The organism is Faecalibacterium duncaniae, from assembly GCF_010509575.1.
GTDB classification, from domain to species: Bacteria; Bacillota; Clostridia; order Oscillospirales; family Ruminococcaceae; genus Faecalibacterium; species Faecalibacterium duncaniae.
Genome location: NZ_CP048437.1, coordinates 2324910 through 2347376, shown reverse-complemented (window position 1 = coordinate 2347376; position 22467 = coordinate 2324910). Strand labels below are relative to the sequence as shown.

Genomic DNA, 22467 nt, shown 5'->3' with positions numbered 1-22467 from the left:
TATGAAGCTGTCTGATATCAAGAACGGCAATCTGTCCGCCGAGTGGGCAGAAAAGGGCTACGAGCTGCCCAAGTTTGACGTGGAGGCTGTCAAGGCCAAGACCCACGCAGAGCCCACCTGGGTGCACTTCGGCGCAGGCAATATCTTCCGTGCCTTCCCCGCTGCCATCCTGAATGAGGCCCTGAACAGCGGCAAGTATGACCGCGGTGTCATTGTTGCTGAGAGCTTTGACTACGAGATCATCGACAAGGCTTACCAGCCCTACGACAACCTGAGCCTGCTGGTCTGCCTGAAGTCCACCGGCGACATCGAGAAGAAGGTCATCGCTTCTGTGACTGAGAGCCTGAAGGCTGATTACTCCTTCGGCGAGGATTGGGCTCGTCTGGTCGAGATCTTCCAGAACCCCAGCCTGCAGATGATCTCTTTCACCATCACCGAGAAGGGCTACGGCGTTGCTCCTGCTGACCTGGAGCGCGGCCTGACCCCCGTTCTGGCCATGGGCAAGGTCACCGCTCTGCTGTACGAGCGCTTCAAGGCCGGCAAGCTGCCCCTGACCGTTCAGAGCATGGATAACTGCTCGCACAACGGCGACAAGGTCAAGAGCGCTGTCCACGCCTACGCTTCCAAGTGGGTCGAGCAGGGTCTGGTTCCCGCTGAGTTCCTGGCATACGTTCAGGACGAGACCAAGATCACCTTCCCCTGGAGCATGATCGACAAGATCACTCCCCGTCCCGATGCAAAGGTCCAGGAGATGCTGGCCAAGGATGGCTTTGAGGACAACTACACCATCGTGACCGAGAAGCACACCTTTACTGCTCCCTTTGTCAACGCAGAGGAGACCCAGTACCTGTGCATCGAGGATCACTACACCAACGGCCGTCCTCCGCTGGAGCTGGGCGGTGTGCTGTACTGCGACCGCGAGACCGTTGACAAGATCGAGAAGATGAAGGTGTGCACCTGCCTGAACCCCCTGCACACCGCAATGTCCATCTACGGCTGCATGCTGAATTACACCCTCATCAGCGCCGAGATGGCCGACGAGGATCTGCGCTCCTTCATCCAGAAGATCGGTTATATCGAGGCAATGCCCGTGGTCGTTGATCCCGGTGTCCTGAACCCCTACGAGTTCATCGGTGCTGTCATCAACCGCCGCCTGCCCAACCCCTTCATGCCCGATGCTCCCCAGCGTATCGCTACCGATACCTCTCAGAAGCTGGCCATCCGCTTCGGCGAGACCATCAAGGCATATCAGGCACGCGGTCTGGACAAGTCCAACCTGGTGCTGATCCCCCTGGTGCTGGCAGGTTATGCCCGCTACCTGAAGGGCATTGATGACAACGGCAAGGCCTTCGAGATCTCTCCCGATCCGATGCTGGCTGAGCTGCAGGCCATCGTGGCTCCTCTGGAAGTCAAGGAAGGCGAGCAGGACTTCAGCTGCCTGAAGAACCTGTACAGCCGTGCCGATGTGTTCGGTGTTGACCTGTACGAGGTCGGCCTGGGTGAGCAGATCGAGGGCATGGTCAAGGAGCTGTACGCTGGCAACGGCGCAGTCCGCAAGACCCTGCACAAGTACGTTGTCGCCCGCTGAGCACTGACACGATCCTGAATTAAGCTATCTTCGTTCCCGCGCTGCGTTTTGCTTTGCCGCAGCGCGGGATTTTCTTGTTTTCCGGCATGGCGGAGCGCATGGCTCTTTACATTTGGAGAGCGATTTGCAATAATAGAAAAAAAGCGCAGGAGGGTCTGTACATGAAAGTAATGGTTTTTGATGTGGGCGGCACCGGGATCAAATATTCGGTGATGGATGAGCAGCTGAACCGGACCGATACGGGCAGCACGCCCACCCCGGCGGATTCACAGGAGCACTTCCTGAACACTCTGCGGGAGATCTACCTGCCCCACAAGGACGAGGTGGACGGCATTGCCCTGAGCCTGCCCGGCTTCATTGATGCCGAGCAGGGTGTGGTCAGGGGCGGCGGAGCACCCTCGCTGGCCTACAACGTGGGCACGCCTGTCGGCCCCCGGCTGGCCGAGGCCTGCGGCTGCCGTGTCTGGATCGAGAATGACGGCAAAGCGGCCGCCATTGCAGAGCTGGAGCGGGGTGTGCTGAAGGGCTGCAGGAACGCAGCAGTGTTCATCATCGGCACCGGTGTGGGCGGCGGCCTGATCATTGATGGGAAGCTGGTGCGCGGCCGGGACTGCACGGCAGGCGAGTATAGCTTTATGAACACCAACGCCGATGCCTGGAACGACCCCACAAAGAGCGTTGCCTGCCAGTGCAGTACCAGCGGCCTGTTGAGCGGCTACCGCGCCCGCAAGGGCCTGCCCGCCGATGCACCTATGGATGGACGCATCTTCTTTGAGGCGGTCCACGCTGGGGAGACCGAGGCCAACGAGACCCTGCGCAGCTTCTGCCGGGCCGTTGCCGTGCAGATCTACAACCTGAACGTTTTGCTGGATCTGGAAAAGGTGGCCATCGGCGGCGGCATCAGCAAGCAGCCCATCCTTGTGGAGACCCTGAACGAGGTATATGAGGAGTACATCCTGCGGGGCCATCCCTTCAGCGAAGCGCAGGCCCGCTGCCTGCCCCGCCCGGAAATCGTGCCCTGCCGGTTCCTGAGCGAGGCCAACCAGATCGGTGCCTTTGCAAGCTACCAGAAGGCGTTTTTAGAAGATTGATGGACAAAACACACGAAGCTGTGTTATACTGGGCGTGACAGGAGGGTGGAATTATGCCGGAGATCAGTTTGTTTTGCGGGATTCGGATCACAATGTTTTACAGTGACCATAACCCACCGCATTTCCATGCGGAATATGGTGGCTATAAAGCACTGGTGGATATTCAGCACTCCTGTGTTATCCGTGGTGCATTGCCCAGCCGCCAGTTGAAATTGATTCTGGCATGGTGTGAGCTGCATAAAGATGAGCTGATGCAGAACTGGGAACTTGCCAGGGATGCAAAGCCCTTGAATCATGTGGCACCATTGATTTGAAAGGGGAGTACAGTATGGAATATATTCCAAAAGTATTGCAGGCTGTTGCAGGAGAAGATTTTACCATCTACCTGTATTTCAGTGATGGCTCTGTCCGCCTGTATGATGCAAAGCCCCTGTTGCAGCTGGGGGGAGTGTTCGAGCCTATGCGCGACCCGGATTATTTCCGTGACCGGCTGACGGTGCTGAATGACACGGCGGCATGGGATGTGAGCGGTGACATGGACCCTTGCAATTGTATCGACCTTGACCCGATAGAGCTGTATGAGACCTGTCCGGTGGTCGTTGACCCGTTGGAAAAGGCATCCTGAAATAAAACACAACGGCACAGCGCTGGTGCATCATCGTAACTGCGCTGTGCCTTGATTTTTGGGCGCACCCATGATATGATAGACCCTGCGCGCAGGGCGCGCGGAAAACAAACAAAGGAGTTCTTTTTCTATGAAAACCATGCATAAATTTCTGGCCGTTGTGATCAGTGCCGCTCTGGCTGCCGGGCTGCTGGCAGGCTGCGGTGCAGCTTCCAGCACGGCATCCAGTGCCGCCTCTTCTGAGGCCGTGTCCTCTGTGGCAGCTTCCAGTGAAGCCGCTTCCTCTGAGGCTGCTTCCGGGCAGGCTGAGGATGCCAAGGTCAAGGCAGAGTTTACCGTGACCGGCGCGGATGGCGAGAGCCAGACCTTTACGCTGGAAGTGACCGATGGCGAGAAGCTGAGCGATGCTCTGGTGGAAGCCGGGCTCATCAGCGAAGAGGAGGCTGCTGCAGGCTTTGTGACCACCGTCAACGGCGAAACCGCCGACTGGGATAAGGATCAGGCATGGTGGTGCCTGACCGATGCCACCGGCGAGATGACCACCGTGGGCGTGGCAGACATTGCGCTGCACGATGGCGACAGCTATGCCTTTACCTACACGAAGTAAGGAGCCTGTGCACATCCGGGTGCTGCGGCTGGTGCTCAGCGGCCTGATGGGTGCGCTGCTGGTGGTGAGCAAGCAGGCCATGAGCGGCCTGCCCAACATTGAACCGGTGACACTGCTCGTCATCCTGTTTGCGCTGGAGCTGCCCCGGGAAACGCCGGGGGCTGTTACGGTGTTCATCCTGCTGCAGGGTGTGCTGTACGGCTTTGGGCTGTGGTGGGCCATGTACCTGTATGTCTGGTATCTGCTGGCCCTGCTGGCATGGCTGCTGCGCCGGATGGACAATGCCCTTGGCTGGGCGGTGTTCAGCGGCATCTACGGCCTGTGCTTCGGCGGCCTGTGTGCGGCGGTGTATCTGGTGGCAAAAACACCGGCCTTTGCCCTGAGCTGGTGGCTCAGCGGCCTTTCCTACGATGCCATGCACGGCGTGGGAAATTTTGTCATCATGCTGCTGCTCTACCGCCCCCTGCGCAGAGCGCTGCAGACAGCCAAACGGCAGATCCATCTGGATTGAACAAAGGGAGCGTCCCACGGTGGAAAACCATGGGACGCTCCCTTTTGTTCTGCGCGGAAACAGGAAAGAAAGCAGGTTGCAGCTGAGGAAATCAGCGTTTTACGTTGAAGGCGGCCATGCCGGGGTAAACGGCGCTTGCACCCAGATCTTCCTCAATGCGGAGCAGCTGGTTGTACTTGGCAACGCGCTCGGTGCGGCTGGGGGCACCGGTCTTAATCTGGCAGGTGTTCAGGGCAACGGCCAGATCAGCAATGGTGGTGTCCTCGGTCTCGCCGGAGCGGTGAGAGCTGATGGCGGTGTAGCCGGCCTTGTGGGCCATTTTGATGGCCTCCAGCGTCTCGGAAACAGAACCGATCTGGTTCAGCTTGATCAGGATGGCGTTTCCTGTACCCAGCTGGATGCCCTTGGCCAGACGCTCGGTGTTGGTAACGAACAGGTCGTCGCCCACCAGCTGGACCTTGCTGCCCAGTTCCCGGGTCATCTCCTGCCAGCCTTCCCAGTCTTCTTCATCCAAGCCATCTTCAATGGAGATGATGGGATACTTTTCCACCAAGCTCTTCCAGTGTGCGATCAGCTCACTGGAAGTGTACTCTGTGCCGGCCTTGGGCAGCTTATAGAAACCCTTGCCCTTGGGGCTCTTCCACTCGGAGGAAGCGGCATCCATGGCCAGCATGAAGTCCCTGCCGGGCTGATAACCGGCCTTCTCGATGGCGGCCAGAATGGTCTCGATGGTCTCCTCGTCGCTGGACAGGTTGGGGGCAAAGCCGCCCTCGTCGCCCACGGAGGTGGCCAGGCCCCTGGCCTTCAGGATGGAGGCCAGAGCGTGGAACACCTCGGCGCACCAACGCAGGGCTTCCTTGAAGCTGGGTGCACCCACGGGCATGATCATAAACTCCTGCGTGTCCACGGTGTTGGCAGCGTGTGCACCGCCGTTCAGGATGTTCATCATGGGCACGGGCAGGCGGTTGCCGTTCACGCCGCCCAGAAAGCGGTACAGGGGCATTTCCAGAGAAGCGGCGGCAGCGCGGCAGGCGGCAATGGAGACCGCCAGAATGGCGTTTGCGCCCAGATTGGATTTGTCCTTGGTGCCGTCGGCCCGGAGCATGGCGGCATCAATAGCGTAGATGTCGGATGCATCCATGCCCACCACCGCGTCAGCGATGACAGTGTTGATGTTCTCCACAGCCTTGGTCACGCCCTTGCCCAGATAGCGGCTCTTGTCGCCGTCGCGCAGCTCCAGAGCCTCGAACTCGCCGGTGGAAGCGCCGGAGGGGGCACAGCCGCGGGCAACCGTGCCGTCGGCCAGAGTGATCTCGGCCTCAACGGTGGGATTGCCGCGGGAGTCCAGGATCTCGCGGCCGATCACAGATTCAATTTCCAGATAGTTCATCACAGTAACCTCCCGATCTTCGATGAGAAATTATATAGATAGTCAAAACTAACTAACTGCCTTTATCCTACCACGTCCCGCACCCTTGCGCAAGAGGGTCTGCGGATGTTTGCCGCTGTAAACATTGATAGGATGCCCGCCGGGGCGGGTGCGTATCCGGCAGAAAGCGGGAAAAGGATGGGGGAGTGTGTGGATTTGTGAGTTTACATTCCGAAGAGGGGACGGTAAAATGATAGATAGACAAGAGAGAACCAAAGATTGAGGAGGATTTTTTTACATGAACAAAGACCTGACCGTGGGCTCCCCGTCCAAGGTGCTGTGGCAGTTCTGCCTGCCCATGTTCGGCAGCATCCTGTTCCAGCAGCTCTACAACATTGCCGACAGCCTTGTGGCGGGCAAGCTGATCGGTGAAAACGCTCTGGCCGCTGTGGGCAACAGCTACGAAATCACCCTGATCTTTCTGGCGTTCTCATTCGGCTGCAACATCGGCGGCTCTGTCATCGTTTCCCGGTATTTTGGCGCAAAGGACTACAACACCATGAAAACCGCCGTCTCCACGGCGCTTATCGGCACGGTGGTGCTCTGCGGTGCCCTGATGGCGGTGGGCCTGCTGGGCTGCCGGAGCCTGCTGGTGCTCATCCGCACCCCGGCGGAGCTGATGGCCGACTCGGCAGAGTATCTGGATATCTACACCCTGGGCCTGCCCTTCCTGTTCCTTTACAATGTGGCAACGGGCATTTTTACGGCGCTGGGCGACAGCCGCACCCCGTTCCTGTTTCTGGCGGGTTCCTCTACCGCAAACATCGCGGTGGACGTGCTGTTCGTGGCTGCTTTTGATATGGGGGTTGCCGGTGTGGCCTGGGCGACCTTTCTGTGCCAGGGGGTGAGCTGCGTGCTCTCCCTGTGGGGGGTGGCCCGGCGGGTGCGTGCTGTCCCGAGTGAGGGGGAGCGGGTCTGGTTCTCTTGGAAGATGCTGGGCCAGATCGCAGTGGTGGCCATCCCCAGCATTTTGCAGCAGAGCTTTGTCTCAGTGGGCAATATCATCATCCAGAGCGTGGTCAACTCCTTCGGTGCCAGCGTGATCGCGGGCTTTGCCGCGGCCACCAAGCTGAACAATGTGCTCATCTCCTCCCTGACCACGCTGGGCAGCGGCATTTCCAACTACGCCTCCCAGAATCTGGGTGCCGGGAAGAACGAGCGTGTCAAGGCGGGTTTTGGGGCCGGTGCCAGACTGCTGGGCAGCATCTGCCTCTGCTTCACGGCCCTGTACCTGCTGGCAGGCCGCCAGCTGCTCATGCTCTTTATGAACAGCCCCACGGGCGAGGCCATCAACACCGGCCTGACCTTCCTGCAGACGATCGCACCCTTCTACCTGCTGCTGGCCTTCAAGCTGACCTCAGACGGCCTGATGCGCGGCTGCGGCATGATGGGCCGCTTTATGGCGACCACCCTTTCCGACCTGTTCCTGCGCGTGGTGCTGGCCATGCTGTTTTCCCGCTGGCTGGGCGTGAACGGCATCTGGCTGTCCTGGCCTGTGGGCTGGTTTGTGGGCACCGTGCTCTCCATGGTGTTTTATCGTACCTCTATTTACCGGCAGGCAGAAGAAAAAACGACGCTGTAACTTTTTTGACATGGGTGAAAGCCCTTCATTTCACGATGAAACAAAGTGAACAAAATGAAAAAATAACCAAAAACAACATGGATTTTTTGGTGGCTTTCACATAAAATGCCGGAAAATGCCCGGAAAAGTATGGACGGTTTGTGAATTGCACAACCCGCCCGGCGAGACTATAATGAATACACACACAAAGCAGGGCGGCTTTGAGGGAAGCGCCCTGCTTTGTGCATCTATCATACGAAAAACTTCCAACAGGAGGATATTGTATTATGAAAAAGATGATCTCTCGCCGCAACTTTCTGACCACTGCCGGTGTCGTGGCTGCTGCCGGTGTCCTGACCGCCTGCGGCGGCTCCTCTTCCAGCACTGCCGCTTCTTCCACTGCCGCATCCGCTGCAGGCTCTGCCGCTGCTTCCGGTGACACCATCAAGATCGGCGTGATGGGCCCCCTGACCGGCAACGTTTCCGTTTACGGCCAGGCCGTTGTCAACGGCGCTTCTCTGTACCTGAAGCAGGTCAACGCCGACGGCGGCATCAATGGCAAGCAGATCGAGATCCTGACCGAGGATGAGCAGGGTGATGCTACGCAGGCTGTCAACTGCTTCACCAAGATGGTGGACGAGGGCATCACTGCTCTGGTGGGCGATGTCACCACCACCCCCACCCTGGCAGTTGCTGCCGAGAGCGCAGATTACAACATGCCCATGGTCACTGCTTCCGCTACCGCTGAGGCCGTTACCTACGATGCCGAGACCGACACCGTGAACGAGAATGTCTTCCGTGCCACCTTTACCGACCCGTTCCAGGGCATCAAGATGGCTGATTATGCTTACCAGAAGCTGGGCTACACCAAGGCAGCTGTCATCTTCAAGAAGGGCGCTGACTACAACGAGGGTCTGGCTGAGAACTTTGTCAACGAGTTCGAGAGCCTGGGCGGCACCATTGTCGATCAGGAGAGCTACTCCGAGGGCGACGTGGACTTCAAGACCCAGCTGACCAGCATCCTGGGCAAGGGCCCCGAGACCGTGTTCTGCCCCAACTACTACGAGGAAGTGGGCCAGATCCTGTCTCAGGCTGAGAGCGTCGGCCTGAATGTTCCCTTCCTGGGCGGCGACGGCTGGGATGGTCTGGAGGGCTATGCCACTGCCGATCAGCTGAAGGACAGCTACTTCTGCGCAAACTACGCAAAGGGCTCCAGCCCCGAGTTCGAGGATGCCTACAAGGCAGAGTACGGCGAGGATTACCCCAACGGCTTTGCTCCTCTGGGCTACGATGCCGCCAAGACCGTGGTTTACGGCGTGCAGGCTGCTGAGGATGCCGGCCTGGAGGCCGGTACCGATGAGTACAAGCAGGCTGTCAACGATGCCATTGCCTCCGGCACCATCGAGGGCATCACCGGCACCTTTACCTTTGATGAGCACCACGATCCTGTCAAGAAGACTGCGATCCTGACCTACGTGGACGGCAAGCCCGAACTGAAGGAAATGTTCTGATCCCGCTTCTGCGCCGCACACCGGTGTGCGGCCTGAATGCCGGAACCAGAGAATGATGTACCCTTGCGGAGGCCGCCGGAACAGGTTGTCTCCGCTTTTTTGGTAGAAAGAAAGGAAGTGTCCATCCAATGACAGTGTTCTTTAGTCAGCTGATCAACGGCTTGTCCCTTGGCAGCATCTATGCACTGATCGCACTGGGTTACAGCATGGTGTACGGTATCATCCTGCTGCTGAACTTTGCCCACGGCGATGTCATCATGGTGGGTGCATACATGTCCTGGTTCGTTATGAACCAGCTGGGCCTTGGCCCGGTGACGGCCGTGTGCGCCACCATTATTACCTGCACCCTGCTGGGTGTGGTGATCGAAAAGGTCGCCTACACCCCGTTGCGCAACGCGCCCCGCATCTCCCTGCTGATCACGGCCATTGGTGTCTCCTTCTTCCTGGAGTACACCGCTGAGCTGGTGATGGGTTCCGGCGCGAAGGTCATCCCTTCCTACTACGGCAACAAGACCTTTATGATCGGCAGTGTGCCCCTGGGCCTGACCTCCGTGATCACGCTGGTGGTCACCGTGCTGTCCATGCTGGTGCTGACCTTTCTGGTGCAGAAGACCAAGCTGGGCAAGGCCATGCGCGCTGTCTCTGAGGATATGGACGCTGCCCGCCTGATGGGCATCAATGTCAACAGCACCATCTCCTTTACCTTTGCGGTGGGCTCCGCGCTGGCCGGTATCGGCTCGGTGCTGTACTGCTGCTCCTACCCGCAGGCTACCCCCACCATGGGCTCCATGCTGGGCCTGAAAGCCTTTGTTGCCGCCGTTCTTGGCGGCATCGGCTCCATCCCGGGCGCAATGATCGGCGGCATTGCCATCGGCCTGTGCGAGTGCTTCGTCTCCGCCATCGGCCTTTCCGCCTGGAAGGATGCCGTCACGTTTGCCATCCTGATCATCGTGCTGCTGTTCAAGCCCACCGGCTTCCTCGGCCGCAAGGTGCAGGAAAAGGTGTAAGGAGGGCAGGAAGATGAATAAGAACCGTAAAACGATCAAAATGCCCGTGCGCTACCTGATGAACGCCGTGCTGGTGGCTCTGCTGTTCGTGGCGCTTTCCTACCTGACCCGGAATATCCTGTCCACCTACCAGAACAAGGTGCTGATGACGGTGGGCATCAATATCATCCTGGCGGTCTCCCTGAACGTTGCCACCGGCTATCTGGGGCAGCTGCCGCTGGGTCATGCTGGTTTCATGGCTGTGGGTGCCTACACCTGCGCCCTGTTCACCAAGTTCTGCCCGCTGCCGGACGGTGTCTCTTTTGCCATCGGTCTGGTGCTGGCCTGCATCGTGGCTGGTCTGTTCGGTGTGCTCATCGGCATCCCGGCCCTGCGCCTGACCGGCGACTATCTGGCCATTTTGACGCTGGGCTTTGGTGAGATCATCCGCATTACCCTGAACAACATCGATGATGTGCTGGGCTTTAAGCTGTTCTATGGCTCCAAGGGCCTGAAGAACATCCCCAAGTACTCCAACTTCACCAACGTGTTCCTCTGCGTGGTCATCACCTGCTTCCTGATCCACGCCATGATGAAGAGCCGCCACGGCCGTGCCGTGCTGGCCATCCGCGACAACGAGATCGCCGCCGAGAGCTGCGGCATCCAGACCACCTACTACAAGGTCATGGCCTTTGCCTTTTCCGCTGCCTTTGCGGGTCTGGCAGGCGGCCTGTATGCCTGCTACATCGGCGTGCTGAACCCCTCCACCTTCGGCTTTATGAAGTCCATCGAGATCCTGGTCATGGTGGTTCTGGGCGGCATGGGCTCTATGCTGGGCTCCATCCTCTCCGCAACGGTCCTGACCATCCTGCCTGAGGCGACCCGCAGCTTCGACAGTTACCGCATGGTGATCTACTCGCTGGTGCTGATCCTGATGATGATCTTCCGCCCGGGCGGACTGCTGGGCAGCTATGATTTCTCCATGAGCCGCCTTGTGGAGCGTGTCCTGTTTGGCAAGAAAAAGAAGGAGGGTGCAGACCATGAGTGAGTTCCAGACCAGACTGAACAGTGTCCCCTCCGGCGGCTTTCTGACGGACCGCGATAAGGACAAAAAGCCCATTCTGGATGTCCGTGAGCTGGGCATCGATTTTGGCGGCCTGACCGCCGTGGATGGCTTCAACCTGATGATCGGCCGCAACGAGATCACCGGCCTGATCGGCCCCAACGGTGCCGGTAAGACCACGGTGTTCAACCTGCTGACCAATGTTTACCAGCCTACCCGCGGCTCCATCCTGATCGATGGAATGCCCACGGCGGGCAAAAAGACCTATCAGGTCAACCGGATGGGCGTGGCCCGCACCTTCCAGAACATCCGTCTGTTCAAGGAGATGAGCGTCATCGACAACATCAAGGTCGGCCTGCATGAGTCCATGAAGTACGATCTTGCCTCGTCGCTGATCCGCCTGCCCAACTACTGGAAAGAGGAAAAGCGCTGCACCGAGCGTGCTTTTGAGCTGCTGGACATTTTCCACATGGCAGATATGGCCTATACGCAGGCTGGCAGCCTGCCCTATGGCGCACAGCGCCGTTTGGAGATCATGCGCGCGCTGGCCACCAGCCCCAAGCTGCTGCTATTGGATGAGCCTGCCGCCGGTATGAACCCCTCGGAAACCGCTGAGCTGACCGAGACCATCCGCCGCATCCGCGATGAGTTCAACATCGCTGTGCTGCTGATCGAGCATGACATGAGCCTGGTCATGGGCATCTGCGAGGGCATCGCGGTGCTGAACTTCGGCCGCATCATCGCCAAGGGCACCCCGGATGAGATCCGCAACAATCCCCAGGTCATCGAGGCCTACCTGGGCAAGAAGGAGGGCTGAACCGATGGCAGAAACGATGCTGAAAGTTGATAACATCAACGTTTATTACGGCAACATCCACGCTGTCAAGGATGTTTCGTTTGAGGTGAACGAGGGCGAGATCGTGACCCTGATCGGTGCCAACGGTGCCGGTAAGTCCACCACCCTGAAAACCATCTCCGGCCTGCTCCACCCCAAAACAGGCGACATTCTGTACAAGGGCAAGAGCATCAAGGGCGTGCGCGCCCATAAGATCGTGGAGGCCGGTCTGGCACAGGTGCCGGAGGGCCGCCATGTGTTCCTGCACATGACCGTGGAGGAAAACCTGGATATGGGTGCCTACACCCAGCCCGCTTCCACCATTGCGGCCAACAAGGAAAAGGTATTCACCCTCTTCCCCCGCCTGAAGGAGCGCCGCAGGCAGCTGGCCGGTACCATGTCCGGCGGCGAGCAGCAGATGCTGGCCATGGGCCGTGCCCTGATGAGCAACGCCTCTATGCTGATGTTGGATGAGCCCTCTATGGGCCTTTCTCCGCTGCTGGTGCAGGAGATCTTTGATATCATCCGCGATATCCACAAGGAAGGTATGACCATCCTGCTGGTGGAGCAGAACGCACAGATGGCCCTTTCCGTGGCCGACCGCGCCTATGTTCTTGAGACAGGCCACGTGGTCATGGATGGCACCGGTGCAGAGCTGCTGACCAATGAGCGCGTCCGCAACGCTTATCTGGGCGGCTGAGACTGCAGTTGGATAGAATGTAAAAACAATACGCCCGCCGAGCGGTACGAGAAGTACCACACCCGGCGGGCGTTGTTCTGTTTGTAAGGGAATTATTCCGGCGCTTTCATGCTTTCCACCATGCTGATCTGGCGGACATGGCGGCGCATGAGCAGGCAGACGGCAAAGTTGAAGAGCATGGTGAGCGCCACGCTGAACACAAAGCTGCGGGGGGCGATGGAACGGATGAACATCATCTGGTCCATTTCCACAGTGCGGATGATGAACTGGTGCAGGGGAATGCCCACCACCAGACCCACCAGGGAGCCGATGAGAGAGAGCAGGTCGATCTCCCGGAAGATGTAGCGGTAGACCTCCTTGTCATAGAAGCCCAGCACCTTGATGGTGGCAAGCTCCTTTTTGCGCTCGCCCAGGTTGACGCTGATGAGGTTGTAGAGCACCACGGCGGCCAATGCGGCAGCGCAGACGATGACCAGCATGACCACATAGTTCAGGCAGCCGATCAGGCCATCGAACATCTGGGTGGTGTCCTCGATGAAGGAGGCGGAGCTGACATAGTTGCAGGCCAGAATGGCGGAGGAGAGGGAGGCGCGGGCTGCATCGGTGGGGCAGTCGGTCTGACCGTAAACGGCGTTCCAGGCGGGCAGAGCACCGCTGTTCAGCGTTTTGAGCTGCGCCTGCGAGAGGTACAGCCGGGTAAAGACATAGTTTTCGGTGATGCCGGTCAGGGTCAGAGACCTGCGCCCGCCGTCAGCAGTCTCCACCTCAAAGCTGTCGCCCACCGAAAGCCCCAGCTTTTCGGCAGTCTTTTCGGTCAGGATGACGCTGGAATCGTCAAAGGCAATGGCCTTGTGGCCCTGCCGGGTGCGGAAGGTGAAGTATTCGGTCATCTGGCTTTCGTCTGCGGCGGCAACCAGGCTGACGGTCTCTTTTTCCCCCTCGGCGTTGTAAAGGGTGACGCTCTTGGTGTAATAGCGGCCCCAGCTGGTGATCCCGCTGCTGGAATCCAGCAGGTCGGCCAGACCGTTCTCCATGGTCAGAGCCTTTTCGTCGCTCAGGGAGATGGTCAGGTCGGCGTGGGTCAGCTCGGTGGTCTGCTTGGTCAGCATGGGCAGCAGGGAATCCTGGATGCCGAAGCCGATGAGGAGCAGGGCAGTGCAGCCCGCCACGCCAAGAACGGTCATAAAGAAGCGCTTTTTATAGCGGAACAGGTTGCGGGCGGTGGTTTTCTGGGAAAAGCTCATCCGCTTCCACAGCGGGGTGAGATATTCAAGGAGGATGCGCTTGCCCGCTGCAGGCGCACGGGGCAGCAGCAGGGCGGCGGATTTTTCCTTGAGGCTGGCGCGGCAGGCCTGCAGGGTGGCAAGGCCGATGACCGCCGCGCTGAGGGCCATGCTGCCCAGTGCCAGGCCCGGGTAGAAGTGCAGGGTAAAGGTGGGGAGGGAGAACATCATGGTGCGGTAGGCGTACCAGAAGATGGTGGGGAACACCACAAAGCCCACGGCAATGCCTACGATGCTGCCCAGAACGCTGGCGGCAATGCCATAGAGTAAGTACTTGCCTGCAATGCTGGCGTTGGAGTAGCCCAGCGCCTTGAGGGTGCCCATCTGCAGGCGGTTCTCGTCCACCATGCGGGTCATGGTGGTGGAAGCCACCAGCGCCGCCACCAGGAAGAAGAACACCGGGAACACCCGGGCAATGGCAGCCATCCGGTCGGCGTACTGTTCCAGCGTGACAAGGCTCAGGGTGCTGCCGCGGTCCAGCACATACCACTCGCCGTTCTGGATGTCCGCGATCTTCTCTTCCGCATCGTTGATCTGCTGCTGGCCTTCGGCGAGTTTCTGCTCCGCATCGGCCTTCTGGGTCTCGTATTCGGTGCGGGAAGCGTCCAGCTGTTCCTGCCCGGACTGGTACTGTGCCCAGCCCTCGTCCAGCTGGGCACGGGCGGCCTCAAATTGGGTGTAGGCAGTGGCAGTACCGGTGCTCAGCTGGAGCTGGCCCTGCAGCAGCTGTACCTTCATGCTGCGCAGGGCGGCTTTGGCTTCGGTGACAAGGTCGGTGTTGGAGAGGTTGGGCGAGGAGATGAGCCCTTTGGCATACATCTGCTGCTTGCCGGCATCCAGCTGGGCCTGATAACCGTCCAGCTGGCCCTTGATGTTATCGTAAGCGGCCTGTGCCTTGGCAAGCGCGTCCCGCAGCTCGGTGTATTCCTCGTCCTCGGGCTCGGCCTCATCCAGCGCCTTTTGGGCATTGTTCAGAGCGGTCTCGGCATAGCCCAGCAGGGGGTCAGCCACCTGTTTCAGGTTGACCAGCAGCTGGATCTGCTGAAGCTGATCCTCAAATTCCAGCACCTGCTCTTCGCTGCTCACCAGCGTGGCGGCACCGCTCTGCATGGTATCGGGCAGGGCGGCCTTCTGGGCGGCAAGCTCGGCTTCGCCTGCGTCCAGCTGGGCCTTGGCGGCATCCAGCTCCCGCTGCGCGTCGGTCAGCTTCTGCTCGGCTTGTGCAAACTGGCGCTCGGCTTCGGCCTTCTGCTCGCTGTAGGTCTGTTTGGCATCGTTCAGCTGGGTGGTGGCATCCTCGATAAGCTGAGCCCGGCGGGCCACACAGTGCTCCTTGCTGATGGCATCCAGCCGGTCAGCCACAGTATCCACAGCGGTCTGGTATTCATCACTGTAATTGTCATACTGTGCGGCATCTGCTACCTTGAGATAACAGACAGTATAATAATCTGCGGTCAATTCACCGTCCTGCACGAACACAAGAGCATCCAGGATGCCGTCGCCGACGGTGCTGGTCTCCTGGGTGGCAGAAAAATATTGAGGGTCCTGCACCTGGCCCACCACGGTATATTCGGTGCGGCGGATGTCCTCGGTGTCCTCGGGCAGGGTGACCACGGTGCCCAGCGGGACAGGGTCAGCGTGGCCCAGCACCTGCACCACACACTCGTTGGCGGTTTCGGGCATCCGGCCCTCCAGCAGGGTCAGGCGGTTCATATTGGCCTCGGTATCCGCAGCCGGGTCGGCGGGAAGCTGCTGCACCCGCAGCACGGCTCCGTCAGTAGAGCTTGACCAGCGGCCCTCGGTGTCCAGATACTTCACGGGCATCACGGCGCTCACGCCCTCCGTGGCGGCAATGGCGGAGAGATCTGATTCCGAAAGGCCCAGCGTGGAGAGCACCCGCAGGTCGAACACATTTTGCTGGACATAGTACTTCTGCCCGGCGGTGCGCATACTGGGGGCAAAGCTGACCAGGCCTGTCAGCATCATCACGCCCAGCGCCACGATGCCGAACAGGGAAAGGAACCGGTTCAGATTGCTCCGGAAGTCACGCCGGATATTTTTACGATAGCTTTTCTGCATAGCGGTCACCACTCGATCTGTTCCACCGGCACCGGGTGTTCGTTGACCTTGTTGGACAGGATCTGTCCGCTCTTGACCTGGATGATCCGGTCCGCCATGGCCGTCAGGGCCGTGTTGTGGGTAATGACGATGACGGTGCGCCCTGTTTCGCGGCAGGTGCGCTGAAGCAGGGCCAGCACCTGCTTGCCGGTCTTGTAGTCCAGTGCACCGGTGGGCTCATCGCAGAGCAGGAGCTTTGGGTTCTTGGCCAGCGCCCGGGCAATGGAGACACGCTGCTGCTCGCCGCCCGAAAGCTGGGCAGGGAAATTGTTGAGCCGCTCGCCCAGACCCACGCTTTCCAGCGTGGCGGCGGGGTCCAGCGGATCACGGCAGATCTCGCTGGCCAGCTCCACATTTTCCAGTGCAGTCAGATTCTGCACCAGATTGTAGAACTGGAACACGAAGCCAACATCATACCGGCGGTAGGTGGTGAGCTCTTTTTCGGAAAAGTGGCTCACATCCTGCCCGTCCAGCCAGACATGGCCCTCGTCGCAGGTGTCCATGCCGCCCAGAATGTTCAGCAGGGTGGTCTTGCCTGCACCCGAGGGACCCACAATGATGCAAAACTCGCCCTTGTCTACATAAAAATTCAGGTGATCGGCCGCCGCAATGCGGACACTGCCGGTCTGATAATATTTGGAAACATCCTCAAACTGCACAAAATGTTCCATATACTGCTCCTTGCCTTGAAAAAATTATTGTTCCATCTTAACTATAACATATTTTGTAGCAGGTTTGCAGGGGCAGAGCGCTGGAATTTGCAAAAAGTTAACAGGTCGTATCAAGGATAAAGTCAACGGTCTGCTCGATCTGGAATTTTGCGAAATACCCCTCTTCCAGCGGAATCCACCGGGCGGTGAAGCCGGAATAGCGTTCTCCCTCCCGCGCCAGCAGACGGCGGGCCTGCTCTTCCTTGGAGCAGGTGACGAAAACCTTCAGATCATAACAGTCCGCAAGGGTGGGGTGGCAGCTGTAACTGCCCTCCACGATGACCAGCGGCTGGGGCGCAAAGCATTGTTCCGGCAGGTAGGCACCCGCCCGGCAGGAGTAGGCACGGTAGGGGATCGCCTGCCCTGCCCGGGCGGGGGTGAGCACCTGGGCACGCAGACGCTCCAAGTCCATGTTGGCGCAAGGGATCTGCTCCCAGTTTGCCACACGGCTGGCTGGAGGAAGATAAAAGTCATCGGTATGCACCGTGATGCTCTGGGGAAACTGCCGGGCCAGCTGTGCCGCCAGCGTGGTTTTGCCGCTGCCGCACCGGCCGTCCAGCGCCACCAGCACCGGGTGATCGGGATGGACAGAGAGAAAATTGGAGAGTTTTTCCACGAGAGGGGAAAGGGTGGTTGAAAGCATAGGGAACACATCCTTGACAAATCGTTAAAAATTGACTATACTATAAATAGAAAAGGCGCTGATCCACATCGGTCAGCTTTCCTTCCCGAGAATCAAAAAAGATTGACTGTCAGGTTTGGTACGCTGAGGCAGTCAATCTTTTTTGCTATCATCGTTTTTCTTCTGCGAAAACTTATCCATGACCTCAAGAGTCAGGCGGACCACATCCACAATCAGGCTCAGCAAGCCAAGCATGAAAGTGAGCAGTGCCAGAGTTTCCAACAGCGTCATTCGACATCCCTCCCTTCGCCATCAGGCTCCGGGAAGTTTCCTTCAAAAAAGTTCCGTCCCCGGTATCCTACTTTATTCCATGTAGGAAGAATCAGCGATACGGGATTGGAAAGCATGACCACCAATGATGCAGACAGCACCTTGCTGCCATTTCTGGCAACGGATACAGTATAACAGAAAATTCGACAGCTTGCAATGAAAAATGCTATAACTGCTTTTTGAATGTCAGACTTTTGTATTCGGTCTGAGAGCCACTTCGGCGGAAGGTTCCATTTTCAGTGGGCGTGAAACCTAGTGCACGCATCACGCCGCAGGAACCGGCATTTTCGGCGGCAACATCGGCCAGAACGGTTTTTATACCGTTCTGTGCACCGAACTGCACCAGAGCGTTTACCATTTCTTTGGCATAACCCTTGCGCCAGCAGGTAGGGTGGATGCAGTAACCGATATCCCAGCAGCTGCCGCCATCCTTGACCACAGCACAGCAGGTACCAATGGGCTGGTGGGTGACTTTGTTCTCTGCAATGACATAATAGCAGTCGGTGCTGTCGCTCAGGCTGCGGAGCAATTCCATATATTCGTTCAGGTCATCGATATCGTCCAGCACCGGGTCGGACAAATATTTTCCGGTGATGGGGTCACCCCAGATGCAGAGTGCAAACCCGGCATCCCGAGCTTCCTGCGGGCGCAGGCGAAGCCGGGCGGTTTCAAAAGGTGTGAAAGTCATAGAAAACTTGTCAAAACCCCTTGACACCACCCCAGAGCTGTGGTAAGATAATGCCATGTTAGAAATAACTAACCACGAAGCGGTCAGCAAACAAATGGTCTGAGCCGCATTCTTTTAAAGTTTGAGGTTAGAAATATCTAACTGCAACGCCTGCATAGAACGCGGCGCGGCGGGGAACGCTGTTCCTGAAGAAAACGAGAGCGGAGGAAAGCAGCCATGGAGCGTAATTTTGAGACCGTGATGATCGAACAGTGCGCGCCGGTGCTGGCAGGGCTGAAGCCAGCCGGGCTGTTCCGCTATGAGACCCGGGACTGCGCCGACTTGGCTGCCCGGGTGCGCTGCTGGAATGACCAGCTGGGGGAGAAGGGGCTGAAGGTCCGGGTCCTCAAGGGCTGTGCTCAAACCCACCGGTATCTCATTTATGTTTACCGCGAGAGCCGCCTGCGTCAGGTGTTGGCCGATGAGGCGGTGCAGGAGTTCCTGCAACGCGAGGGCTATGCCCTGCCGGAGGATGCTTCCGATTGTGACGGTATGCTGCGGCAGCTGTCCCGGCGGCTGTGCTGCGAAGCCGATTTTCCCCATGAGATCGGTGTGTTTCTTGGTTATCCGCTCACCGATGTGGTGGGCTTTATCGAAAATCAGGGCCGCAACTTCACCTGCTGCGGCTGCTGGAAGGCTTACGGCGACCCCGATGCCGCCGCGCGCCATTTTGCCCAGTTGAACAAGTGCACCAGAGTATATCTGCGCCTGTTCCACGAGGGTACCCCCATTTTCCGCCTTGCTGTGGCGGCTTGACAAGTCATTCTCTACCAATACTCTCTTTTTATCCTGGCACCCACCGGAACAAACCACGCTCCGGTGGGAAGAAATCCTCCTTTTGACACGCGGCCGTCCGTTGCAGCCTTGACTACTGCACCGGGCGGCTGTGTCATTTTCAAACAGAAAAAATGACGGTAAAATGTAAACAATGGCTAACTTTTACTCAGGAATTTGAGTTAGTTGTTGTTGATTGTGATAAAAAAACTGGGATATTTGGGCAGAAAAACTGTTTGTTCATATAAACTAACTTTTAATGATGAAAAAACTGTTGACAACAAAGGTTAGTAAGCGTAAACTATCTATGCTGATAGTTCCGACTGACTAACCCCTCCGGTGCATCAGCAGCCCACAAACAGTATGAAAAAGGGAGTGGAATGTTATGATGCCTCTGACAATGGCGAAGGCGGGCGAGACCGTCACCATTAAGAAGATCACCGGCAAAGATGAAGTCCGCCTGCATCTGGCAGAGCTTGGTTTTGTGGTGGACAGCGAAGTGACCGTGGTCAACGAGATCGCAGGCAACCTGATCGTACAGGTCAAGGAAAGCCGCCTGGCACTCGACAGGACGATGGCAAATCGCATTATGATCGGCTGAACAGCGCAGCACGCTGTTTGGGACCTGCTCCGACACTGGAATGGTCTCTGAATAAAGACAAGTAGAGGAGGAAATTTGCATGAAAACTCTGAAGGACGTGAAGGTCGGCGAGACCTGCACCGTGGCACGCCTGCATGGCGAAGGCCCGGTCAAGCGCCGCATCATGGACATGGGCATCACCAAGGGTGTTGAGATCTATGTCCGTAAGGTGGCACCTCTGGGCGACCCCATGGAGCTGACCGTGCGCAACTACGAACTGAGTGTGCGCAAGGCCGACGCTGAAATGATCGAAGTGGTTTGATTCCAAAGAGAGGAAAGGACACGCAATGAGTATTAAAATTGCACTGGCCGGTAACCCGAACTGCGGCAAGACTACCCTGTTCAATAACCTGACCGGCTCCAACCAGTACGTTGGCAACTGGCCCGGCGTTACCGTGGAAAAGAAGGAAGGCAAGCTGAAGGGCGATAAGGACGTCATCATCCAGGACCTGCCCGGCATCTACTCCCTGTCTCCCTACACGCTGGAGGAGGTCGTCTCCCGTACTTACCTGGTCAAGGAGAAGCCTGATGCCATCCTGAACATCATCGATGGCACCAACATTGAGCGCAACCTCTACCTGACCACCCAGCTGATCGAGCTGGGCATCCCCGTTGTTATGGCGGTCAACATGATCGATCTGGTCCGCAAGAACGGCGATAAGATCGACCTGAAGAAGCTGAGCAGCGAGCTGGGCTGCCAGGCAGTTGAGATCAGCGCACTGAAGGGCGAGGGCACCGAGGCTGCTGCCAAGGCTGCGGTTGCCGCTGCCCAGAAGCAGAAGGCCGGTGAGCTGCCCCACGTCTTTACCGGCAGTGTGGAGCATGCCATTGCACACATCGAGGAGTCCATTCAGGGCAAGGTCGATGACCGCTTCCTGCGCTGGTACGCGGTCAAGCTGTTCGAGCGGGATGAGAAGGTCGTGGAAGAGCTGAAGCTCGACAAGGCTCTGGCTGACCACATTGATGAGCACATCAAAGACTGCGAGAAGGAGATGGACGATGATGCGGAGAGCATCATCACCAACCAGCGCTACTCCTACATCAACGGTGTCGTTGACAAGGCCGTCAAGAAAAAGGCCCGTGTGGAGCACCTGACTGCTTCTGACAAGATCGACCAGATCGTGACCAACCGTGTGCTGGCTCTGCCCATCTTCGCGCTGGTCATGTTCCTGATGTACTCCCTGTCCATGGGCACCTCCATTGCAGATGGCGGCTGGGCTATCGGCACCTTTGCGACCGACTGGACCAACGATGTCCTGTTTGGAGAGATCGTGCCGGGCGCGCTGGGCGGCTTCCTGGAGAGCATCGGTGTGGCAGGCTGGCTGTACGGCCTGATCATGGACGGTATCGTGGCCGGTGTCGGCGCGGTGCTGGGCTTCGTTCCCCAGATGCTGGTCCTGTTCTTCCTGCTGTCCATCCTGGAGGATGTGGGCTATATGTCCCGTGTCGCCTTCATCATGGACCGTATCTTCCGCCGTTTCGGCCTGTCTGGTAAGAGTTTCATCCCCGTGCTGGTCGGTACCGGCTGCGGCGTGCCCGGTGTTATGGCTTCCCGTACCATCGAGAACGAGCGTGACCGCCGTATGACCATTATGACCACCTGCTTCATCCCCTGCGGCGCTAAGATGCCCATCATCGGCCTGATCGCAGGTGCAATGTTCGGTGGTTCCTCTCTGGTTGCTGTTTCCGCTTACTTCATCGGCATGGCTGCCATCATTTGCTCCGGTGTTATTCTGAAGAAGACCAAGCTCTTCGCTGGCGACCCCGCACCCTTCGTTATGGAGCTGCCCGCCTACCATGTGCCTGCATGGGGCAACGTTTTCCGTGCCACCTGGGAGCGCGGCTGGTCCTTCATCAAGCGCGCCGGTTCCGTCATTCTGGCAGCTACCGTTGTGCTGTGGTTCCTGCAGGGCTTCGGTTTCGAGAATGGTGCCTTCGGCATGGTCGAGGATCAGGACAACTCCGTCCTGGCCGCTATCGCTACCAAGATCGCCTGGATCTTCGCTCCTCTGGGCTTCGGCAACTGGCGTGCAACCGTTGCTTCCGTCTCTGGTCTGATCGCAAAGGAGAACGTGGTTGGCACCTTCGGTGTTCTGTATCACTTCGGCGGCGAGCTGTCTGAAAACGGTGATGAGATCTGGGCAGCAGTTGCGCAGGATTACACCGCTCTGTCCGCTTACGCCTTTATGATCTTCAACCTGCTGTGCGCTCCCTGCTTCGCTGCTATGGGCGCGATCAAGCGTGAGATGAACAACGGCAAGTGGACTGCCATCGCCATCGGTTATATGTGCGCTCTGGCCTACTGCGCGGCTCTGGTCGTGTACCAGATCGGCGGCCTGATCACCGGTGAGGTTGGCTTCAACTTCTTCACCATCGTGGCAATCGTGATTTTTGCCGCATTCCTGTACCTGATGTTCCGCCCCAACAAGTACGTTGGCGACAACGAGGTCAAGATCGACGTTTCCAAGATCAAGTAAGATCATCTGTCCAGTTTGAAAGGGTGTGTTCTGTATGATGGAATTCCTGGCCACGAACTTTAATCTGCCTACCATTATTGTAGGTGCTATCGTGTTTGGCGGTGTGGGCTGGGCCACATGGCACTCCCACAAGCATGGCGGCTGTGGGGGCTGCGGCGAAGGCGGCTGCAATGGCAATTGCGGCGGCTGCAGCGGCTGCCACTGATCGGTAAAAACCGCTGGGCGCGGGTCGAACATTCAATCGGCCCGCGCCCTTTTTTAGAATGAAAAAAGTTAGCT

The 22467-nt window shown here is 58.1% G+C and carries 23 protein-coding genes; 17 read left to right on the top strand and 6 right to left on the bottom strand.

What is annotated here, in order from left to right; genetic code table 11:
• Position 1: 1 nt before the first annotated feature.
• From GXM22_RS11300 to GXM22_RS11275, 6 genes are all read left to right on the top strand, one after another.
• Positions 2–1588, top strand: a complete 1587-nt coding sequence (locus GXM22_RS11300) for a mannitol dehydrogenase family protein (protein ID WP_005931397.1) — start codon at positions 2–4, stop codon at positions 1586–1588.
• Between the two features lie 161 nt (positions 1589–1749).
• Entirely contained in the window at positions 1750–2679 is a 930-nt protein-coding gene (locus GXM22_RS11295; RefSeq protein WP_035393701.1) for an ROK family protein, read from the top strand.
• A 53-nt stretch (positions 2680–2732) separates the two neighbouring features.
• The gene (locus GXM22_RS11290) at positions 2733–2993 is read left to right on the top strand and encodes a DUF4160 domain-containing protein (protein ID WP_005931391.1); all 261 of its coding nucleotides are present in this window, start codon (positions 2733–2735) and stop codon (positions 2991–2993) included.
• Between the two features lie 14 nt (positions 2994–3007).
• Entirely contained in the window at positions 3008–3304 is a 297-nt protein-coding gene (locus GXM22_RS11285) for a DUF2442 domain-containing protein (protein WP_005931388.1), read from the top strand.
• A 130-nt stretch (positions 3305–3434) separates the two neighbouring features.
• Positions 3435–3911 carry a DUF4430 domain-containing protein gene (locus tag GXM22_RS11280; RefSeq protein ID WP_005931384.1) on the top strand — a complete coding sequence of 159 codons (477 nt, stop codon included), beginning with the start codon at positions 3435–3437 and terminating at the stop codon, positions 3909–3911.
• Positions 3889–4422 carry a hypothetical protein gene (locus tag GXM22_RS11275; RefSeq protein WP_099357295.1) on the top strand — a complete coding sequence of 178 codons (534 nt, stop codon included), beginning with the start codon at positions 3889–3891 and terminating at the stop codon, positions 4420–4422. Before GXM22_RS11280 ends, GXM22_RS11275 begins: the two co-directional genes overlap by 23 nt.
• Positions 4423–4513: 91 nt before the next feature.
• Here the strand turns inward: GXM22_RS11275 and eno are convergent, their stop codons facing one another.
• Positions 4514–5812: a phosphopyruvate hydratase gene (gene eno, locus GXM22_RS11270; protein ID WP_005931378.1), complete on the bottom strand. Its 1299-nt coding sequence runs from the start codon at positions 5810–5812 to the stop codon at positions 4514–4516.
• Between the two features lie 277 nt (positions 5813–6089).
• Between eno and GXM22_RS11265 the strand changes: the two genes are divergently transcribed.
• The 6 genes from GXM22_RS11265 (at position 6090) to GXM22_RS11240 (ending at position 12507) form a co-directional block, all read left to right on the top strand.
• Positions 6090–7433: an MATE family efflux transporter gene (locus GXM22_RS11265; protein ID WP_005931375.1), complete on the top strand. Its 1344-nt coding sequence runs from the start codon at positions 6090–6092 to the stop codon at positions 7431–7433.
• A gap of 266 nt (positions 7434–7699) precedes the next feature.
• On the top strand, positions 7700–8923 hold the full coding sequence (locus GXM22_RS11260) for an ABC transporter substrate-binding protein (RefSeq protein WP_005931366.1): 1224 nt from the start codon (positions 7700–7702) through the stop codon (positions 8921–8923).
• A gap of 128 nt (positions 8924–9051) precedes the next feature.
• Positions 9052–9930, top strand: a complete 879-nt coding sequence (locus tag GXM22_RS11255) for a branched-chain amino acid ABC transporter permease (RefSeq protein ID WP_005931363.1) — start codon at positions 9052–9054, stop codon at positions 9928–9930.
• Between the two features lie 13 nt (positions 9931–9943).
• Positions 9944–10957 carry a branched-chain amino acid ABC transporter permease gene (locus tag GXM22_RS11250; protein ID WP_005931359.1) on the top strand — a complete coding sequence of 338 codons (1014 nt, stop codon included), beginning with the start codon at positions 9944–9946 and terminating at the stop codon, positions 10955–10957.
• Positions 10950–11789, top strand: coding sequence for an ABC transporter ATP-binding protein (locus tag GXM22_RS11245; RefSeq protein WP_005931356.1), 840 nt, complete (start codon positions 10950–10952; stop codon positions 11787–11789). The genes GXM22_RS11250 and GXM22_RS11245 overlap by 8 nt, the downstream gene beginning before the upstream one ends.
• 4 nt (positions 11790–11793) lie before the next feature.
• Positions 11794–12507, top strand: coding sequence for an ABC transporter ATP-binding protein (locus GXM22_RS11240; RefSeq protein WP_005931353.1), 714 nt, complete (start codon positions 11794–11796; stop codon positions 12505–12507).
• A 92-nt stretch (positions 12508–12599) separates the two neighbouring features.
• Here the strand turns inward: GXM22_RS11240 and GXM22_RS11235 are convergent, their stop codons facing one another.
• From GXM22_RS11235 to GXM22_RS11220, 5 genes are all read right to left on the bottom strand, one after another.
• Positions 12600–15869 carry an FtsX-like permease family protein gene (locus GXM22_RS11235; protein ID WP_005931351.1) on the bottom strand — a complete coding sequence of 1090 codons (3270 nt, stop codon included), beginning with the start codon at positions 15867–15869 and terminating at the stop codon, positions 12600–12602.
• Positions 15870–15874: 5 nt separating this feature from the next.
• Complete coding sequence (locus GXM22_RS11230) at positions 15875–16579, bottom strand: ABC transporter ATP-binding protein (RefSeq protein ID WP_005931348.1); 705 nt, start codon at positions 16577–16579, stop codon at positions 15875–15877.
• A 97-nt stretch (positions 16580–16676) separates the two neighbouring features.
• Complete coding sequence (locus GXM22_RS11225; protein WP_005931342.1) at positions 16677–17261, bottom strand: uridine kinase family protein; 585 nt, start codon at positions 17259–17261, stop codon at positions 16677–16679.
• A gap of 132 nt (positions 17262–17393) precedes the next feature.
• On the bottom strand, positions 17394–17531 hold the full coding sequence (locus tag GXM22_RS15080) for a hypothetical protein (RefSeq protein WP_005931339.1): 138 nt from the start codon (positions 17529–17531) through the stop codon (positions 17394–17396).
• A 205-nt stretch (positions 17532–17736) separates the two neighbouring features.
• A complete protein-coding gene (locus tag GXM22_RS11220) occupies positions 17737–18258 on the bottom strand; it encodes a GNAT family N-acetyltransferase (protein WP_005931330.1) in 522 nt (173 codons plus the stop codon).
• Positions 18259–18474: 216 nt separating this feature from the next.
• Here GXM22_RS11220 and GXM22_RS11215 point away from each other — a divergent pair, with 216 nt between their 5' ends.
• From GXM22_RS11215 to GXM22_RS11195, 5 genes are all read left to right on the top strand, one after another.
• Positions 18475–19053 (top strand): DUF3793 family protein, encoded by a 579-nt coding sequence (locus GXM22_RS11215; RefSeq protein WP_035393698.1) that lies wholly within the window; start codon positions 18475–18477, stop codon positions 19051–19053.
• A gap of 403 nt (positions 19054–19456) precedes the next feature.
• Entirely contained in the window at positions 19457–19672 is a 216-nt protein-coding gene (locus GXM22_RS11210) for a FeoA family protein (protein ID WP_005931323.1), read from the top strand.
• Positions 19673–19751: 79 nt separating this feature from the next.
• The gene (locus GXM22_RS11205) at positions 19752–19973 is read left to right on the top strand and encodes a FeoA family protein (RefSeq protein ID WP_005931321.1); all 222 of its coding nucleotides are present in this window, start codon (positions 19752–19754) and stop codon (positions 19971–19973) included.
• 25 nt (positions 19974–19998) lie between these two features.
• Positions 19999–22188, top strand: a complete 2190-nt coding sequence (feoB, locus tag GXM22_RS11200; RefSeq protein ID WP_005931319.1) for a ferrous iron transport protein B — start codon at positions 19999–20001, stop codon at positions 22186–22188.
• A gap of 34 nt (positions 22189–22222) precedes the next feature.
• Complete coding sequence (locus GXM22_RS11195) at positions 22223–22393, top strand: FeoB-associated Cys-rich membrane protein (RefSeq protein ID WP_005931317.1); 171 nt, start codon at positions 22223–22225, stop codon at positions 22391–22393.
• Positions 22394–22467 lie beyond the last annotated feature (74 nt).

Excerpts from the sequence above, each read along its gene's own strand:
- eno (WP_005931378.1), bottom strand. The coding sequence starts at position 5,812 with ATGAACTATCTGGAAATTGAATCTGTGATCGGCCGCGAGATCCTGGAC.
- GXM22_RS11295 (WP_035393701.1), top strand. The coding sequence starts at position 1,750 with ATGAAAGTAATGGTTTTTGATGTGGGCGGCACCGGGATCAAATATTCG.
- GXM22_RS11290 (WP_005931391.1), top strand. The coding sequence starts at position 2,733 with ATGCCGGAGATCAGTTTGTTTTGCGGGATTCGGATCACAATGTTTTAC.
- GXM22_RS11220 (WP_005931330.1), bottom strand. The coding sequence starts at position 18,258 with ATGACTTTCACACCTTTTGAAACCGCCCGGCTTCGCCTGCGCCCGCAG.
- GXM22_RS11255 (WP_005931363.1), top strand. The coding sequence starts at position 9,052 with ATGACAGTGTTCTTTAGTCAGCTGATCAACGGCTTGTCCCTTGGCAGC.
- GXM22_RS11275 (WP_099357295.1), top strand. The coding sequence starts at position 3,889 with ATGCCTTTACCTACACGAAGTAAGGAGCCTGTGCACATCCGGGTGCTG.
- GXM22_RS11245 (WP_005931356.1), top strand. The coding sequence starts at position 10,950 with ATGAGTGAGTTCCAGACCAGACTGAACAGTGTCCCCTCCGGCGGCTTT.
- GXM22_RS11230 (WP_005931348.1), bottom strand. The coding sequence starts at position 16,579 with ATGGAACATTTTGTGCAGTTTGAGGATGTTTCCAAATATTATCAGACC.
- GXM22_RS11195 (WP_005931317.1), top strand. The coding sequence starts at position 22,223 with ATGATGGAATTCCTGGCCACGAACTTTAATCTGCCTACCATTATTGTA.
- GXM22_RS11205 (WP_005931321.1), top strand. The coding sequence starts at position 19,752 with ATGAAAACTCTGAAGGACGTGAAGGTCGGCGAGACCTGCACCGTGGCA.
- GXM22_RS11265 (WP_005931375.1), top strand. The coding sequence starts at position 6,090 with ATGAACAAAGACCTGACCGTGGGCTCCCCGTCCAAGGTGCTGTGGCAG.
- GXM22_RS11280 (WP_005931384.1), top strand. The coding sequence starts at position 3,435 with ATGAAAACCATGCATAAATTTCTGGCCGTTGTGATCAGTGCCGCTCTG.
- GXM22_RS15080 (WP_005931339.1), bottom strand. The coding sequence starts at position 17,531 with ATGACGCTGTTGGAAACTCTGGCACTGCTCACTTTCATGCTTGGCTTG.
- GXM22_RS11240 (WP_005931353.1), top strand. The coding sequence starts at position 11,794 with ATGGCAGAAACGATGCTGAAAGTTGATAACATCAACGTTTATTACGGC.
- GXM22_RS11250 (WP_005931359.1), top strand. The coding sequence starts at position 9,944 with ATGAATAAGAACCGTAAAACGATCAAAATGCCCGTGCGCTACCTGATG.
- GXM22_RS11235 (WP_005931351.1), bottom strand. The coding sequence starts at position 15,869 with ATGCAGAAAAGCTATCGTAAAAATATCCGGCGTGACTTCCGGAGCAAT.
- GXM22_RS11215 (WP_035393698.1), top strand. The coding sequence starts at position 18,475 with ATGGAGCGTAATTTTGAGACCGTGATGATCGAACAGTGCGCGCCGGTG.
- GXM22_RS11210 (WP_005931323.1), top strand. The coding sequence starts at position 19,457 with ATGATGCCTCTGACAATGGCGAAGGCGGGCGAGACCGTCACCATTAAG.
- GXM22_RS11225 (WP_005931342.1), bottom strand. The coding sequence starts at position 17,261 with ATGCTTTCAACCACCCTTTCCCCTCTCGTGGAAAAACTCTCCAATTTT.
- GXM22_RS11300 (WP_005931397.1), top strand. The coding sequence starts at position 2 with ATGAAGCTGTCTGATATCAAGAACGGCAATCTGTCCGCCGAGTGGGCA.
- GXM22_RS11260 (WP_005931366.1), top strand. The coding sequence starts at position 7,700 with ATGAAAAAGATGATCTCTCGCCGCAACTTTCTGACCACTGCCGGTGTC.
- GXM22_RS11285 (WP_005931388.1), top strand. The coding sequence starts at position 3,008 with ATGGAATATATTCCAAAAGTATTGCAGGCTGTTGCAGGAGAAGATTTT.
- feoB (WP_005931319.1), top strand. The coding sequence starts at position 19,999 with ATGAGTATTAAAATTGCACTGGCCGGTAACCCGAACTGCGGCAAGACT.